Source organism: Akkermansia muciniphila (assembly GCF_030848305.1).
GTDB lineage: Bacteria > Verrucomicrobiota > Verrucomicrobiia > Verrucomicrobiales > Akkermansiaceae > Akkermansia > Akkermansia muciniphila_A.
This window is the reverse complement of sequence record NZ_CP114598.1, coordinates 1,897,721-1,914,497: the sequence shown is the minus strand read 5'-3', so window position 1 is coordinate 1,914,497 and position 16,777 is coordinate 1,897,721. Positions and strand designations below refer to the sequence as shown.

Sequence of the window (16,777 nt, the reverse complement as noted above, 5' to 3'; positions counted from 1 at the left end):
CACGGAAACGGTCTATTTTGCTACTGTTTTGTTACAGAAAAATCCTTTCTCCTTATCAACGGGAGCGTGGCAGGAAATCCAGCTCCCCGGGGTCGGGCCAGCGGTGCCGGGGATAACGCCCCGCCAGGTCCTTTTTCATTTGCCCGTAGCCGTTCCGCCAAAAACTTTCCAGAGAACCCGTTACCTGCCACGGCCTCTGGCTGGGAGCCAGCACCTCCACAATCACGGGGACGGCCCCGTTGGCAATGCGCGGGGAAACAGCCACGCCGAACAGGCGCTGCACCGTCAGACTGATCACCGGGGAGGAATCCTCCCCGTACCTGACCCTGGCATGCTGGCCGTTGGGCAGCGTGAGGCTTACCGGCGCATAATCGTCCAGCGCCTTCGCCTGCCAGCCGGAAAGCCAATCCCTCAGCACGGGAAGAATCTCCCGTTCCTTGATGTCCTTATAACCTACGGCCCCTTCACAGACCAGGGAAATGGCGACCAGCTTGTCCTCCTCCGAAAAACGGGGCAGCTCCAGTTCCGGCATCCAAACGCTCAAACCATTAAGACGGCGTATCCACTGTTCCACGGCATCATTCCATTTCACCAGCTTCAGGGTACCGTCCACTACCTTTTCCGCCAGAACCGGGGCGGCCAGATCCGGAGAAGCATCTCCGCGGTCACGATCCTCCAGCACCAGATCTCCATACATCAGCCTCCGGCGCAGACGCACGCGGCGCAAAGCGGCATCGAAGACGGCTTCCTCCCCGCAGGAAAAACGTTCCGGCCAAATGGAACGCAAATCTTCCGGCGCAACAAGCGTACAGCGTCCCACACGGGTTTCCACCGCCTTCCCGGACAATTCCGCCACCTCTGCGGCCACGAAATGCTCCCCATGAAACACCACGCTTCCTTCCGCCAGCCTGCCGCCCACACCGCCGGCCATACGGCATGTATTGGCGGCCACGCCATTTCGAACACCCACATGGTCCGCAAAACTCTCAATCATCGCACGGACTACGGCAGGACGCGCCGCCGTAAAATCCGGTCCCGGCGTTTCCCGGGCTTTTCCCCGGCTGCCGACGGACAGAAGCTGCCGGTATGCCATCCATGCCTCCCGCGCCCCGCGGGCGGAAATGCCCCAGCGGGTACACGTCCCCGCCCCAAAAGCGGCCTCCACAGCCTTCTCCACCGCGCGCCACTCCGCCTGAAAATCCGTGTAATCCGCGGAATCGCGCAAATGATCGTTCAGCCCACCCTTCACCGCAACACCTTCTCCCTGCATCAGGGCAGCAATAGCGGCCAGTTCCACGGCGCACTGCTCATCCTGCCCGGCCACCATCAGGCGGGCCAGCCGGGGCGGCAGGGGAAAAGCGGTCATCCTTTTTCCCGTATCCGTCAGGCTTCCGTCCGCCTCCGTAGCGCCCAGGGCAGCCAACAAATTTACTGCCCGCTGCATCACCAGAGGGGCAGGAACATCCAGCCAACGGAAATTTTCCGGCACGTTGACGCCCCAGGCAGCCAAATTCAAAACGGCCCCGGCCAAATCTACCCGGAAACATTCGGGCGGGTCAAAATCTTCCTTCCGGGCCTGTTCCGCCTCACTCCACAGCCGGAAACAGCGCCCCGGAGCCACGCGCCCGGCACGGCCCGCGCGCTGGGCGGCGGACGCCTTGGAAATCTTCACCAGATGCAGCGTATCCATCCCCCGGTACGGATCCCAGCCGGACCGGCGCACCAGCCCGGAATCAACCACGGTGCGCACCCCCTCAATCGTCAGGGAAGTTTCCGCCACATTGGTGGAAACAATAACACGGGGGATCTCCCCCCGCTCCACGGCGCGATTCTGCTGCTCCGGCGTCAGAGCCCCGTAAAGGGGGAAAACGTCCCTGCCGCCCATCCACGGCTTTCCTGCCAGCAGCTCCACCGTTTTCCGTATTTCATACACGCCCGGCATAAATACCAGCACATCCCCGCAGCCGTCCTCCCTCACCGCCTCCCGCACAACATCCGCCGCCTGCTCCCATATGGGGGGAGGCGCCACCCTGCCGCGTCCGTCACTGACCAGGCGGGGGGCCCGGTAAACGATTTCCACAGGATACTGCCTGCCTTGCGCTTCCAGAACCCGGCAGGAACTTCCCATATATTCCCGCAGGCCGGATATCTCCAGTGTGGCGGACATCACCGCCACGGCCAGATCCCGGCGCGGCCCTTCCTGCAGATCCAGCACACGCCCCAGGGATAAATCCCCGGAAAGGCTCCGTTCATGGAACTCATCAAACACCACGGCGCTCACACCTTCCAGGGTGGGCCGTTCCGTCAGCCAGCGCTCCAGCATGCCGTCCGTCACATACGCGATACGGGTGCGGGAGGAAATATGCCGTTCAAAACGCACCGCATACCCCACTTCTTTTCCCAGCTCCACCCCGCGCAGCCGGGCCACATGCTGCGCCAGCAGACGAGCGGCCATCCGCCGGGGCTGCACAACGACAATCAGGCCGCGCTCTCCCAGCCCGGCGTCATCCATCATGGGAGGAACGCCAGTGGACTTGCCGGAGCCGGTAGGAGCTTTCAACAAAATGCGCGGAGAAGGAACCCGCAAAGCGTCCAGCAATTCTCCGCGGATTTCCTCAATGGGGAGAGAAGAAAAAACCATACCGGGTTACAGGGAATCCGTTCGCGCTGGGGACATTCAGCCGATGCAGGCCAGCAGGAACCAGAAAAACGGCACGGTGAAGGAAGGGCTGTCAATCAGATCAAAAATTCCGCCAATCCCCGGCAGCAGGGAACCGGAATCCTTGATGGCCAGGCTGCGTTTAACCAGGGAGCCGGCCAGATCCCCGTAAACGGAAAGCAGAAAAATGAAGGAAGTGCATCCCATCAGCATCAGCACCTGGTTGATGGACAGGGAGGAAATTCCGAACATCGGGAAAACCAGCCCTATGGCCGCCGCATTCGTCAGCGCCCAGGAACCGAGGATGCCCTCCCACGTCTTCTTGGGGCTGATGTGGGGAATAAGCCTGCGGGAAAAAATGCGGCCCCCCAACAAAAACCCGCTCACATAGGCAAAAATGTCCGCCATCTTCGTTACCAGAATGACCCACAGCACACACATGACAATGGCCGGATAAACATACCCCGCCCTCATATATGCCAGATGCAGGGCCAGAATGGCAAAAGAGAACAGCCAGATGGGATAAATAAAGGAAAGCAGCGTCGTACCCACGGAACGGAGCGCCCTGCTTCCGTCCACCGGGCGCTTCATCTCACGGATAAAGGAAACCACTACCAGGAGAACCGGAGCGGCAAGCGCCACCAGAAGAGGAAGGGGGATGAGGAAAGTAACCTGTTCCGCCAGGGCGCTTTCCCGGAATTTGGTGATGCAGCATGACCAGGACAGCAACACGGGATACGCCACCCCGAAAAAAAAGCCCAAGTTAGGCTGGGAGGCTTTGCCGGAACGCAGCAGCATGTGCCGCCATTCCCAGGCGGCCAGAATACAGAAGATGCAAACCAGACCGTAATATCCAAATTCGCGGTCCCACCACAGAGCCCCGGCCAGCAACCCAAGCAAAACCACGGTGCTGAATGAACGCTGCAGCAGAACCCCCATCTTGCTTCCGGAAAAATTCTTGTCCCGATTCGGTATGCTCATCATCACGCGAAGTGTACAGAAAACCGTTGCAACCTCAATCCTGAAATGCTTCCTTTCCTGCGGCAGCTCTTCAGAAAACGTCCGCGCTCCCTCCCCTTCCGCCGCGAACAGGAAAGCAATCATCCCGCCGCCTTTCCCTCTCCGGGAGGGATGCAGCAACGGAAAACCAAACGAAAGCGCCCGACAACAATTAGCGGACAGGCATGCGGGGAAAAAGCCATTTCCATGCAATTCCAATATGACAAATGCCGGACTTTCGCGCAAAATTTCAAACTTTATGGTGGATTTATCCACCCATGAATTCTCTTCTTTCCTTCTCCTGCGCCGCGCAGGGCCGCTCCCGCCGCCGTCAGACATTTACGGATGAACCGGGTTCCATTTACTCCTGCCCCCCTTCCGGAAACAAGGAGAGCAAAATAGCGTCATGTGGACGTTTTATAAGATAGACAATCACCTGCAAATCAGTAACACTCACATCCCAGCGCCAGCTTTTCCCCAAATGGGAAAAAACGCACCCTTTTCCGTTATGAACATGCACTCATTCCGTTGGATCAGACTCACCGCGTTCTCGGCCCTGGCCGCAGCAGCCATCACTTCCTGCGCCTCTGCGGCTACGGACTTCAACCAGGTGGGCAAGCAAATGTCCCTTCTGCTCCAGAACTTCCACTTCTCCCGCAAGGAATTCAGCGATGAACTATCCGCCAAATTCCTGGAAACCTACCTGCGCAAGGTAGACCCCAACAAAATATTCTTCACCCAGCAGGACGTAGACGCCCTCAAAAGAAAATACGGCAAGGAGCTGGACGACTACCTGATGTCCGGCCAGATGATGGATGCGGCCCAGGCCATGCACGCCCTGTACCGCCAGCGCGCCATGCAGCGCATCTCCTATGCGCGGGATTTGCTGAAAAAGGGAGGCTTCACCTTTGATAAAGACAAGTCTATCGAACGTTCCCGCCGCAAAACAGCCTCCTGGCCCAGGAATGAGGCGGAAATGCAGCAGGTCTGGAAAGACATGGTGGAAGAACAGCTCCTGTCTGAAATCCTGCGCCGTGAAACCGTAGCGCGCCTGGCCAAGGAACAGAACAAGCCCGATCCCCTGGCCAATGAAAAGCCCGCGGAGGAAAAACTGCTTATGCGTTATGAACGCATCCAGCGCAATATTCAGGAAACGGATCTGGAAGACGTGGCGGAAACACTGCTCAGCGCCGTAGCCCTGACGTATGACCCGCATACGGATTACATGGGCGCGCGCCAGGTGGACCGCTTCAAGATTTCCATGGGAACGGAACTCACCGGCATCGGCGCCCTGCTGGGAAGTGAAGACGACGGTTCCACCAAAATTACCGGTATCGTCGTGGGCGGACCGGCTGACAAATCCGGAGAACTGAAGCTGAACGACCGTATCGTTGCCATTGACTCCGACAACTCCGGAGAAATGGTGGATATCCTGTTCATGAAGCTGGACAAGGTGGTGGATATGATCCGCGGAGCCGAAAATACCCGGATGCGCCTGAAGGTAGAACCTGCGGACGCCCCCGGACAGGCCAAAATCATTACTTTGACCCGCTCCAAGGTTCCTCTGAAGGATGAACTTGCCAAAGGTGAAATCATTGAACTTACCGGAGCTCCGGAAGGCAGGAACCGCATTGGCGTGCTGAGCCTTCCCTCCTTCTATGCAGACATGGAAGGCGGAGACCGCCGCTGCGCCAAGGACGTCAAAAAAATCCTGGAACGGATGAACAAGGAAAATGTGGACGGCCTGGTAATCGACCTGCGCAGCAACGGAGGCGGCTCCCTGGAAGAAGTGCGCCTGATGACGGGTTTCTTTACCGGAAACGGCCCCGTGGTGCAAATCAAGGACACCCGCGGCAACGTGGATATTAAATCCGCCCACAATCGCCAGAAACTCTTCAACGGCCCCATTGTGGTGCTCATCAACAAACTCAGCGCGTCCGCCTCTGAAATTCTGGCTGCGGCCCTTCAGGATTACGGCCGCGCCGTAATCGTGGGGGATGACTCCACCTTCGGGAAGGGGTCCGTGCAGCAGCCTGTGGACATCGGCCAGTACCTGCCTTTCTTCGCGGCCAGGGACCGCGCGGGCCTGCTGAAAGTCACCACCCAGAAATTCTACCGGGTGGCGGGCGGCTCCACCCAGCTCAAAGGCGTGGAAAGCGACATCCAGCTTCCCACCGCTACGACGGCATTTGAACTGGGAGAAGACATTCTGGACTACGCGATGCCCTATGACCAGATCACGCCCTGCACCAACTACAAAAAGGACTCCTCCATCGCGGCCATGCTGCCCACGCTGAAAGACGCCAGCGCGAAGCGCGTGGAAAAAGACCGCGACCTCCAGATCGCCAGGGAAGACATCGCCATGATGAAACAGCGCATCAAGGACAACAAGCTTTCTCTGAACAAAAAAACCCGGGAACAGGAAAACTCCGCCCTGGAAGAACGCCGCAAATCCATCAACAAGGAACGCAAAATCCGCTTCGCGGAAATGGCCAAGGAAGACGCTACCAAATACAAAATTTACCGCCTGACGCTGGACGACGTCAACGCCAGGGAGCTGCCTCTGGCAGATCCGGACAAGGACAATGAACAATTCATGCACCTGGCGGAAGACCCCACGGCAGAACTGGACGACTCCCCGGAATACCCCTCCGGCCTTGATCCGGAACTCCGGGAAGGCATCAACATCGTCCAGGATATGCTGAAGCTGGAATCCTCCGGAAAATAACGGCACGCTCCTCGCTTGCCCCCTTACCGCCCCGGCCCCATTCAGGGGACCGGGGTTCTTTTTTCCGGGGTCAATCCCGGAAGCCGAGCCCTCCGAACGGCCTGGAATGAATCCGGGGCTTGCCAGCCGGAGGGAAATAAGGCAGTATTTTTGCCCGTCAGCAATGAGCACCACCATGAATACGACATACAAAATTGCCATCGGCGCGGATCACGCCGGAGTCGATCTCAAGGAAACCGTAGCAGAACTCCTCAAGGCATGGGGTCATGAAGTGACCGACATGGGAACCATGACCAAAAATTCCTGTGATTATTCCGACTACGCCAATGCAGTCGCAAGCAGCATTGCTGACGGCACCAATGACCGCGGCATCCTTATCTGCCGGTCCGGCATCGGCATGAGCATTGCCGCCAACCGCTGGGTGGGCGTCCGCGCCGCCCTCTGCCGCACGGCCCCTGCTGCGGCCCTCTCCCGCCAGCACAATGATTCCAACCTGCTCTGCCTGGCTTCCGCCTATGTGGACAATGAAAGTGTGGAAGACGTCCTGGACGCCTGGCTGCATGCTGACTTTGAAGGCGGACGCCATGAACGCCGCGTCGTTAAATCCTCCGGCAGCCCCCTGCAATGGACGGATCCGGAACTGGCGGCCCTCATCCAGGAGGAAGGGCGCCGGGAAAGCAACAACATTGAGCTGATTGCCTCCGAAAACTTCACTTCCCCCTCCGTCCGGGAAGCCCAGGGTTCCCTGCTGACCAACAAATACGCGGAAGGCTATCCCGGCAAGCGCTGGTATGGCGGCTGCGAGGTGGTGGACAAAGTGGAACAGCTCGCCATTGACCGCGTGCTGAAAATTTTCGGCGGGGATCATGCCAACGTGCAGCCCCACTCCGGTTCCCAGGCCAACATGGCCGTTTACTTCTCTGTCCTGAAACCGGGCGACACCATTCTCACGATGGATCTCTCCCACGGCGGCCACCTCACCCACGGGCACAGGGCCAACTTCTCCGGCAAACTGTACAATGTGGTTCACTACGGCGTATCCCAGGAAACAGAAGCTATTGACTATGACGCTTTGGAAAAACTGGCTCTGGAGGTGAAGCCGCAAATGATCACGGCGGGAGCAAGCGCCTACTCACGCACAATAGACTTTGAACGCATGGGCCAGATTGCCAGGGCCTGCGGTGCCTACCTGTTCGTGGACATGGCCCACATCGCGGGCCTGGTGGCCGGGGGGCAGCACCCGAATCCGGTTCCCCATGCGGACTTCGTCTCCTCCACCACGCATAAATCCCTGCGCGGCCCCCGCGGCGGCTTCGTCATCTGCAAGGAGGAATACGCCAAAAAACTGGATGCGGCCGTCTTCCCCGGAATGCAGGGCGGTCCCCTCATGCACATCATTGCCGCCAAGGCGGCCTGTTTCGGGGAAGCTCTGAAGCCCGAATTCAAGGACTATGCGGCCCAGGTTGTCAAAAACGCCAAGGCCATGGCGGCCAAAATGGCGGAACTCGGCTTCCGCGTCGTCTCCAACGGCACGGACAACCACGTATTCATGGTAGATCTCCGCAACAAGGGCATTAACGGCGCAGACGCGCAGGAAGCCCTGGACCGCGTAGGCATCACCGTAAACAAGAACGCCATCCCGTTTGACACGGGTTCTCCCATGAAACCCTCCGGCATCCGCATCGGCACGCCTGCCGTAACCACCCGCGGCATGAAGGAAAAAGACGTGGAACAGGTGGCCGAATTCATTGCCCGTGCGCTGGCCCTGTACGTAGGCGACCAGGTATGCCCGAATCCGGACGGCTTCTCCCGGCTTAAGGAAGAAGTTTCCGCGTTCAACCGCAACTTCCGCCTGCCTCATTAACATTTCCTGCGCATAAACGCTTTTCAGGCCGTTCCGCCTTTTCCGCGGAACGGCCTTTTAATTAAAAATACGGGCGGCCAAAACGCCCGCAACAAAAAAACTCTTCGTCAAGGAATAGCCAGGAATTGACCAAACTGCGCTTTTCCTCTCCTATATTACGGACAAACCGGTTTGGAAATCAACAATCATTATTCATCCTCACGTCCTCGCTGGAACATTTGCCCTCTTCACGGCCCAACCGGAAAACAAAGACAGCGGCAGGTTGGGAATAATGGAACTGATGGCTTGCACGGGTTGCCCCTCCATCCGCAATTAAAATAATCTTAAAACCTTCATTGGAAAACTGGATATTTTTTTCATCCCAATATCCATAACCGGACATAACAGAATATCTTCCTATTTCTCTGAATGAACCGTCCTGCTGGCGCAGAAAGGCTTTAAATTCATAACTGTTGAAATTGGCGCCCCTGGGCGTTCTCCACACTAAAGCGGCTTCATGGTCCGCCTGCCAGATTACTTTGTTATCCGGATTCTCCCGGAAACAGTTTTCCAGAAAAGCCATCTCCTGCTTGTGAAAACGCAAGGCGGCGCCATCCACCGGAGGATGATCGACAAGAGGAGAAGGCGCGTCAGAAGCCACAACAAGGGGAACCGTGCAGCAAGAGAAAAAAAACGTTTTCAAGGAGGCATTCATCTTCCAGATATTACTTCATCAAAAAGACGGATCAAGTCTCAATCACCTGATCCGCCTGATGATGCTTCAGAATGATTTATCTATCCAAAGGGCCACCGGGCCAGACAGACAAATTATCCCATCCGTCTGGTTTGACGGTGCAGGTCCGGTACTGTTTTTCAGTCAAAAAGTCAGTTCCTCCAATAGTAACATGAGGCTTGGGAGTAGTACCTGCCGTTCTAAATCCATCATAAGGAACGGTTACGCCGCCGCTCAGAACCTCAAGAAGCGCCTTTCTGGCTTCTTCCAGTTTTTCACAGCTCAGCCTGTCAATATCCCTGTACTTCTCCCCTTCAACCTTGGCATATTGCTGATCTGTTACAGAGGCCCAATTAGGATTCTTACCGTCTTTGATTTCGCCAAATTCCGTCAACATACTCAACAATGGATTTCGATAGGCATTCCCTTTCGTGTTGCCGAGACGATTCAACATCACCGATGCAATAGCCTTCATTTCTGCACCCTTCGTATCGGCTTCCGCATAGATGACTCGCGCCATTGCATTGAATTCATCAACGGTTATTTCAGAAATGGTTCCCGTATTGTAACGGTATCGGACAGCATTGGAATCTTGCCGCAATTCATACCATGTGATGGGATAAGCGAGAGGTACGGCTTGTTCTGGCCAGTCAATACGGCATCCTTCTCCAAGTTTCAGAAGTGTCATAGGTGTTCCTGAAGCAAGTTCGGATTTGGTGGTATCGTACTTCACATACTTGCCTTCCGGCGGCATTCCCGTGGTACTCATGATGGCGATGCAGCCTTCATAGGACTTATCCGTCGGTGTATAGGCATTATTACGGTAAACCAACTCGCAATAATAGAAACCGCGTTCCAGCACGGCTTCTGCCGTCTGGGTGGAAAGAGAACCTCCCCCAGTTGTGATATCAACATTGGCATGAGGAATGTTGAGGGTCAAAATATCGTCTCCGTCGATACGAAAATAATGTCGTTCAGATTTCTCTACTTTAATATAACCTTTCCAAGTTTCAGTACGATCTTCGACATTTTGCTTGATAGGAATTAGCACAGGGGCGGTCATAAGCGAATTTCCCGTTTCATCTTCATAGATGAAATAGCCGGGAACAGGTTTGGCCTCCTTTTCTTTCATTTTAATGAAAGGAATAGTAATGGATTCAACTGTAGTTGACATGATATTATTCTATGTTATGTTTTAACTTTTTGTAACGCAGAAACTTTTCCCCATTTTAATAAAAAATGAAGAACAGCCCGTTACAGAGATATACGACCATTCTATCGTTCAACAAAGAAATGTATCACGTTATGAGCTCATTCCCTGAAATGGCACATTCTGTCTTGGAACGAAAATTCTCATGGACAAAACCTTCACAAAATATAAAAAATATCATTCTATCAACTAACTAACAAATTTTTACAAAAAAATTGATGTGTAAAATTCTTTTATGTCCTGACCGCGGAAGTCACGCCGTCCCACACGGGAAAGTAATAATGCAGGGCAGGTTCAGGCTCATTCAACAGGCGGTAATGCCACCATTCCGGGGCATAATTGGCAAAACCCTGTTTTTCAAAAGCCTTTTTCAGAATCATCCTGTTCCGGCGCTGGGACGGAGTCACTAATGTGGAGTCCGTGGCGGAACTGGGATCCAGCAGGTCATGATGGCCGCCCATGTCCACCGGTTTGCCAGTCCTGGCGTACAGTAGGGAGACATCCACAGCCACGCCCCGGGAATGTTCCGAGAAATCGCGCACATAGTGGTCTCCGAACACCTTGGCCTTGTCAATATGGGGATAATACCGGGACTTCATCTTTTGATCCCCGTCGTCAGCTCCCCATTTGCAAATGTCCAGCACGGCGGTATGGGGACGGTAGGCGTCATCAATTTCCAGCAGGTAACCCTGCCTGTACAAATCTTCCGAGACTTTTTTCAACGTCTGCGTCGCCTGGATGCGCAGGATGGCGCGCCGGCCGTGGTAGCCGTCTTATCCTTTTTCTTACGCGGGTTTAGAATCCGCGGTTTCATTAATAGTAAAAAATTTTCAGGGGAGAAAGCGTTTCTTCTCTGAAAGGCAATGTGCGTTCATTATAAATGCGATGATAATAAATTATTGAAAGCAAATTATTTATGTATTTCAAAAAGATACAAATAACAAAAATGGCTCTTTCCTTCCCCTGGAATCTTCTTCTTCACATGAAAAGCTGAGAGGTTTTCGTCTCCGGCATGGAGCCCTTCGGAAAACATCGGGATTTGTTCTTAAATCCTTTCCCTTCAAACTAAGAGCTTGACCGCGGATTCTAAATCCGATACAAAGCGCGCCGTTATGAGAAAAAACAACATCTTCTCCGTCTTATTTTCAGCCGTGATGGTTACTGTTGCAAATGCGGAGCTCGTCGCCTCCTTTGATTCCCTGACTGGAATCTCTCAGACATCCGGGGATTGGGCGTTCTTGAACAACAGTGCTGTTAACCCTTTGTTTGAAAACGGCACTGCCATTTTTCAAAACGGAGCCGATGTTCTTTATCTGAAGAAAAGCGACGGTTCTTCATTCGCTGCCAATAATCAAACCCTGACCATGACCATCTCCGGCCTTCAGCCCGGAGGAAACTCCGGCAATACGCTGAACGCCTTGTTTACTTCGTCAAATACATGGGGATTATGCCTCAGCTCCAGCGACCAGTCAAAAATGACGGGCATGTGGAACAATGTCCAGTGGAGCAACGCGAATAACCGGGCCATCAGCATTCCGGAAGGGACCTTCACCCTGACGGTGACCATGGGAACAAAAAACGGGCAGAATGGAACATTGCTCTACATTAACGGCCAAGAGGAGGCGTTTATTTCGGGCCTTTATGGGTCGAGCCTGAATACCAATCAGTACTGCATCGGCAACAACAGCTCCGGGAACCAGGGAACCTCCTTCACGCTGCATAATCTGTATCTTCATGATACCAGGCTGACAGCGGAGGAAGTAGCCGACTTCTACGCTGAAATTGTTCCGGAACCGGCAACGGCCACCCTTGGTCTGCTAGGACTGGGTATCCTGTGCTTCAACAGACGCCGCCGGGCCTAAACCGGACAAGGAAACAAATCCTCTTCATCTTTAATTTCCAGCCTTGGCCCAGCCAAGGCTGTTTTTCTCTTTTTCTTTTAAGTTTTACCATGAAACGTTCTCTCTTCCTCCTTTCCTGCATTGCTTCCGGAATATTTTCAACAGCCGCGGCCGCAGATCCGGGCGGCGTCATTTTTATTGGCGATTCCATTACCCAAGGAGGAAGTTTTCTTGCCGGGAAAGTCGCCAGTTACCGTTATTCCCTGTTTAAAAACTTCGTAGACAACGGAATCCGTTACAACCCCATGGGGACGACGCAAGGAGCAGCCATGGGAACGGACGTCTCATCCCAAACGCCGGACTACATGGGCGTACAATTCTCCAATGTCTCGGAATCCGCCGCCAGCGGGCGCTCCTACCAATACGCGGGCCATGAAGCTAACGCCATGTACCGGCAGGATCCCGGAACAGTAATGCCTGAAAAAAACAGGGGGCCGCTCTCTGTTAAACTGGGGCTTGAAAATCCCTTTACCCAGTCCTCCGAACAGTTTTATGACGGCACTTCGCTGGTTACCTACACGGGAGACACTTACCAGTCCCTGTACGGAGACGTCAAAGCTTCCACCGCCTGCATCATGATAGGCATTAACGATCTCTATGACATGAGCCAGAAAGGATATGCCCAGACTCATGAACAAATCGTGGAAAATATCCAACGAATCGTCACCACTCTCCAGGAATACAACCCGGATATGAACGTGGTGGTGATGGGTTGTCTGCCAGTTGGCAGCAACAACGGAGCCCTTGGCGCGGGAGTAAATAACGTTTCAAACTATAACAACCTTCTTCAACAAGCCGTTTCCGGATGGTCCACCGCAACATCCAGCGTTCAGTACGCGGACGTTTCCCAGGGGTTTTACGCCAGCAACGGAGCGATGATTGATACCATCCGGGGTGCGCATCCCAATGCGCAGGGGGAATTGATCGTAGCCGGCAACATCGCCCGCGTTCTGGGCGTGGGGCAACGCACCATGGGGCTTGAAAGACGCTCCGGGGCAAATCTGACCTTTCACGCGGATCTCTCCACAACGTCTCCCGTAGTCAAGAACGCCTCTGGCGCCGTTCTCGGCACGTTTACACACGCATCCTCCGGAGCAGACAACCTGTGGAGCAGCAACGGCTCCACCCTCTCCTTCTCCTCCCCTCAGAACACCTCTGACTGGCTCCGGTTGGCCCTGCCGGCAAATACGGCCGGAGAAGCGCGAACCATCACCCTTTCCATTCAGCTGAGCATGGTTCATGATGAAGTGACGCCCGGCAGCAACTTCCTGACAGTATTCCTAGGAGACGGACTGTACGGGGCCGGACTTCTGGCCATTGGGGAAGACGGCATCTACTGGGGCAACGGCTCCAGCGGCACTCTGCTTTATGGCGCCGCATACGATGACGCTAACAGCCACTTCATGACCCAGGGAATTCATGATCTCAGGATTGTCATCAGCGGCGCTACGGAAGACGGCTCCAAAGGCCTGTTCCAGATATGGCTGGACGGCCAGCTGATCGGGGAAAACAGAACCCCCACCCTGGGCAATTACTACCAGAATGATATCCTGTTGGCCAAAAGAACTTCTTCCGAATCCACCCATGCCAACATCTACGGCGTTTCACTGGAAATGGGAACAGCCTTTGCCCCCATTCCGGAACCGGCCTCTGCCTCTTTGGGAATAGTCGGCATGGCATTCCTGATCTGGAAACGCCGCAGGGCGGTTTGTCATTAAAAACACCCTGCTATTTCCAGGAGTAGAAATTCATCTTCCCGCATGGAGTCTCTTCCTCCCGCCGGAATGGAGAGAGGAGGAAGACGCATTCGCAACAGAAAATGTTACGGTTGGCCTGCGGAAGCCATGCCGTCCCACACGGGAAAGTAATAATGCAGGGCAGGTTCAGGCTCATTCAACAGGCGGTAATGCCACCATTCCGGGGCATAATTGGCAAACCCCTGTTTTTCAAAAGCTTTTTTCAGAATCATCCTGTTCCGGCGCTGGGACGGAGTCACTAATGTGGAGTCCGTGGCGGAACTGGGATCCAGCAGGTCATGATGGCCGCCCATGTCCACCGGTTTGCCAGTCCTGGCGTACAGTAGGGAGACATCCACAGCCACGCCCCGGGAATGTTCCGAGAAATCGCGCACATAGTGGTCTCCGAACACCTTGGCCTTGTCAATATGGGGATAATACCGGGACTTCATCTTTTGATCCCCGTCGTCAGCTCCCCATTTGCAAATGTCCAGCACGGCGGTATGGGGACGGTAGGCGTCATCAATTTCCAGCAGGTAACCCTGCCTGTACAAATCTTCCGAGACTTTTTTCAACGCCTGCGCCGCCTGGATGCGCAGGATGGCGCGCCGGCCGTGGTAGCCGTCCAGCGGACGCCCTACAAAATTGTCATATCCTGCATATTTCAAATCAGTCTTCACCAGGGGAGCCACCTGGTCCACATACACAAAGCCCGGCTGCATCACGGGCTGAAGGGGCTGATTGAACGCCGGTTTGAATTCCCTGCTGCCGGAACAGGAAACCAGTAACAAAAACATGCCGCATGCCGCAGCTACGCAAGTCTTCATGACCACGAAGCGTAGCACGGCATGCGGCGCAAATCCGGTCAGGATTCCGTCATTTCCAGGAATCCCTTGATCTTGCTGATGCGCGTAGGATGGCGCAGCTTGCGGAGGGCTTTGGCTTCAATCTGGCGAATGCGTTCGCGGGTGACGCTAAACTGGCGGCCCACTTCCTCCAGAGTGCGGGGACTGCCGTCCCGGAGACCGAAGCGCTGTTCAATGACTTCGCGTTCACGGTCCGTGAGGGTGTCCAGAACATCCTTGATTTTTTCTTTCAGGAAAGAGAAGGAAGCTTCCTCCATGGGATTCTCCGCCGCCTTGTCTTCAATAAAGTCACCAAAGGAAGTATCGTCGGAATCCCCCACGGGGGCTTGCAGGGAAATAGGCTGCTGGGCCATTTTCAACACGGAACGCACGCGTTCCACAGGCAGATGGATTTCTTCCGCGATTTCTTCCGGCGTGGGTTCCCTCCCGTACTCCTGCACCAGCTGCTTTTGCACGCGCATCAATTTGTTGATGGTTTCAATCATGTGCACGGGAATGCGGATGGTGCGGGCCTGGTCCGCAATGGAACGGGTGATGGCCTGCCGAATCCACCAGGTGGCATAGGTGGAGAATTTGTAGCCGCGACGGTATTCAAATTTTTCCACCGCCTTCATCAGGCCCATGTTGCCTTCCTGAATGAGATCCAGGAAGGAGAGGCCGCGGTTGGTATATTTTTTGGCAATGGAAATAACCAGGCGCAAGTTGGCCTCCACCATTTCATCCTTGGCCCTGCGGGCTTCACGCAGCCATTTGCGGAGTTCCTGGTAGGCTTCTCCCATCTCATCCGCAGTCATCCACATGCGAAGCTCCAGCTCTGCCAGATGTTCCTTGAGTTCCTTGTTGTCCGGATCCAGGGCAACCTTCTTCTGCATGCGGAGCACGCGGTCGCGGGCTTCGTCAATCATGGAACAGAAATCCTCAATCACCTTGTGCTTGAAATACAGGCGGCCGAAAAACTTCACCAAAGCGCCGGCAACCTTGTCAAACTCGGCCTGGCGGGCCTTGACGGACTTGGCAGCCTCCTTGCTGCGGTACAGCTTGCGGAAGGAACCGGAGGCGTCCTGATGGGTCTGCTGTATCTGGGCGCAGAGCTGGGCCAGCCCTTTCATGTAGCGCTCGCGGGAGTCTATCTTTTTGTCAAGGATAACGCGGTCAAAGCGTTCCTCATTGTCGAGCAGGCGATAGGCTACGTCCAGATAAGCATTCGCAATGAAACCGAAGCGGTGCACGCAGCGCTGGACGTTCTGTTCCGCGTCCTCAATTCTCTTGGAAATGGCTACTTCCTCTTCACGGGTAAGCAGGGAAACCTGGCCCATTTGCTTCAGGTACATGCGGACGGGATCATCCAGAATGTCCATCTTGGCTTCGAGCTTTTCCTCTTCATCCTCTTCTTCCGTGCTGATGCGGGTGCGGTCCGTGTAGCTGTCCACGTCGGACGCGTCAATGATGTCAAACGCCATGCTGCGCAGGCGGTCCATGATGGCCTCGTAATCCTGCTGATCAACGATGTCGTTGGGAAGGGAGTCATTAATGTCGTCAAAAGTCAGATACCCCTGTTCCTTGGCGAGCTTGATAAGTTCACGGATTTTTTCCTGAATCTCCGGAGCGTCAATCGGATTCGTGATCTTGCGGCTGGCAGCCCTCTTGCGTTCCTCTTCCAGAATTTCGCTCAGCTTTTTGGGAGCTTCCTCCTTCGCGGCAGGTTTGGCAGTCTTCTTCTCCACCGGCTTCTTCTCCGCAGCCTTGGCTGGAGCTTTCTTGGCGGGAACTGCTTCAGGCGCCTTTGCCGGAGCCTTTTTGGCGGCCGGCGCCGCCTTCCTGGAGGCAGAAGCCGGAGACGCTTTCTTTGCCGGGGCCTTTTTTTCCGCAACGGGCTTGGCAGCGGCCTTTTCCGCAACCGGAGCGGCAGCCTTGGCGGAGCTTTTTTTGACAGGAGCCGCCTTGGGAGCGGTTTTGGAATTTTTTGCGGCAGGCCGGGCCGCTATTTTTTCCTTGGATTCAGAAGCTTTTTTGTTGGCGGAAGTCTTCTTGGGAGAAGAGGGGGATGGGTCACCGGATTTGGACATATCTTGAAAAGAAGAGGGCACAATTCACCATTATAT

General features: G+C 54.9%; 11 protein-coding genes and 1 pseudogene. 5 read left to right on the top strand and 7 right to left on the bottom strand.

Annotated elements, in window-relative coordinates; all coding sequences use genetic code 11:
- Positions 1 to 55 precede the first annotated feature (55 nt).
- Positions 56 to 2,641 (bottom strand): ATP-dependent helicase HrpB, encoded by a 2,586-nt coding sequence (gene hrpB, locus O4G22_RS08310; RefSeq protein WP_306701507.1) that lies wholly within the window; start codon positions 2,639 to 2,641, stop codon positions 56 to 58.
- 36 nt (positions 2,642 to 2,677) lie between these two features.
- Positions 2,678 to 3,643, bottom strand: a complete 966-nt coding sequence (locus O4G22_RS08305) for a phosphatidate cytidylyltransferase (RefSeq protein WP_306701506.1) — start codon at positions 3,641 to 3,643, stop codon at positions 2,678 to 2,680.
- 523 nt (positions 3,644 to 4,166) lie between these two features.
- Between O4G22_RS08305 and O4G22_RS08300 the strand changes: the two genes are divergently transcribed.
- Together O4G22_RS08300 and rpiB are read left to right on the top strand one after the other, a co-directional pair.
- Positions 4,167 to 6,386, top strand: coding sequence for a carboxy terminal-processing peptidase (locus O4G22_RS08300; RefSeq protein ID WP_290492074.1), 2,220 nt, complete (start codon positions 4,167 to 4,169; stop codon positions 6,384 to 6,386).
- 175 nt (positions 6,387 to 6,561) lie between these two features.
- Positions 6,562 to 8,250: a ribose 5-phosphate isomerase B gene (rpiB, locus tag O4G22_RS08295; RefSeq protein WP_295978151.1), complete on the top strand. Its 1,689-nt coding sequence runs from the start codon at positions 6,562 to 6,564 to the stop codon at positions 8,248 to 8,250.
- A 178-nt stretch (positions 8,251 to 8,428) separates the two neighbouring features.
- On the opposite strand, the gene O4G22_RS08290 is transcribed toward rpiB, so the two are convergent.
- Complete coding sequence (locus tag O4G22_RS08290; RefSeq protein ID WP_297544935.1) at positions 8,429 to 8,734, bottom strand: hypothetical protein; 306 nt, start codon at positions 8,732 to 8,734, stop codon at positions 8,429 to 8,431.
- 12 nt (positions 8,735 to 8,746) lie between these two features.
- Here O4G22_RS08290 and O4G22_RS08285 point away from each other — a divergent pair, with 12 nt between their 5' ends.
- Positions 8,747 to 9,019 carry a hypothetical protein gene (locus O4G22_RS08285; RefSeq protein WP_306701505.1) on the top strand — a complete coding sequence of 91 codons (273 nt, stop codon included), beginning with the start codon at positions 8,747 to 8,749 and terminating at the stop codon, positions 9,017 to 9,019.
- Between the two features lies 1 nt (position 9,020).
- On the opposite strand, the gene O4G22_RS08280 is transcribed toward O4G22_RS08285, so the two are convergent.
- Together O4G22_RS08280 and O4G22_RS08275 are read right to left on the bottom strand one after the other, a co-directional pair.
- Complete coding sequence (locus O4G22_RS08280) at positions 9,021 to 10,136, bottom strand: hypothetical protein (protein WP_295978149.1); 1,116 nt, start codon at positions 10,134 to 10,136, stop codon at positions 9,021 to 9,023.
- A 269-nt stretch (positions 10,137 to 10,405) separates the two neighbouring features.
- Positions 10,406 to 10,930 (bottom strand): annotated as a pseudogene (locus O4G22_RS08275) (M15 family metallopeptidase); the annotation flags it as partial.
- Between the two features lie 396 nt (positions 10,931 to 11,326).
- Between O4G22_RS08275 and O4G22_RS08270 the strand changes: the two are divergent.
- Both O4G22_RS08270 and O4G22_RS08265 read left to right on the top strand, forming a co-directional pair.
- Positions 11,327 to 12,034, top strand: a complete 708-nt coding sequence (locus O4G22_RS08270) for a LamG-like jellyroll fold domain-containing protein (protein ID WP_306713977.1) — start codon at positions 11,327 to 11,329, stop codon at positions 12,032 to 12,034.
- A gap of 89 nt (positions 12,035 to 12,123) precedes the next feature.
- Entirely contained in the window at positions 12,124 to 13,791 is a 1,668-nt protein-coding gene (locus tag O4G22_RS08265; protein WP_306701503.1) for an SGNH/GDSL hydrolase family protein, read from the top strand.
- A 104-nt stretch (positions 13,792 to 13,895) separates the two neighbouring features.
- Here O4G22_RS08265 and O4G22_RS08260 read toward each other — a convergent pair whose 3' ends face one another.
- Both O4G22_RS08260 and rpoD read right to left on the bottom strand, forming a co-directional pair.
- On the bottom strand, positions 13,896 to 14,636 hold the full coding sequence (locus O4G22_RS08260) for a M15 family metallopeptidase (protein ID WP_297407198.1): 741 nt from the start codon (positions 14,634 to 14,636) through the stop codon (positions 13,896 to 13,898).
- 38 nt (positions 14,637 to 14,674) lie between these two features.
- Positions 14,675 to 16,741, bottom strand: coding sequence for an RNA polymerase sigma factor RpoD (gene rpoD / locus O4G22_RS08255; protein WP_306701502.1), 2,067 nt, complete (start codon positions 16,739 to 16,741; stop codon positions 14,675 to 14,677).
- Between the last annotated feature and the right edge of the window lie 36 nt (positions 16,742 to 16,777).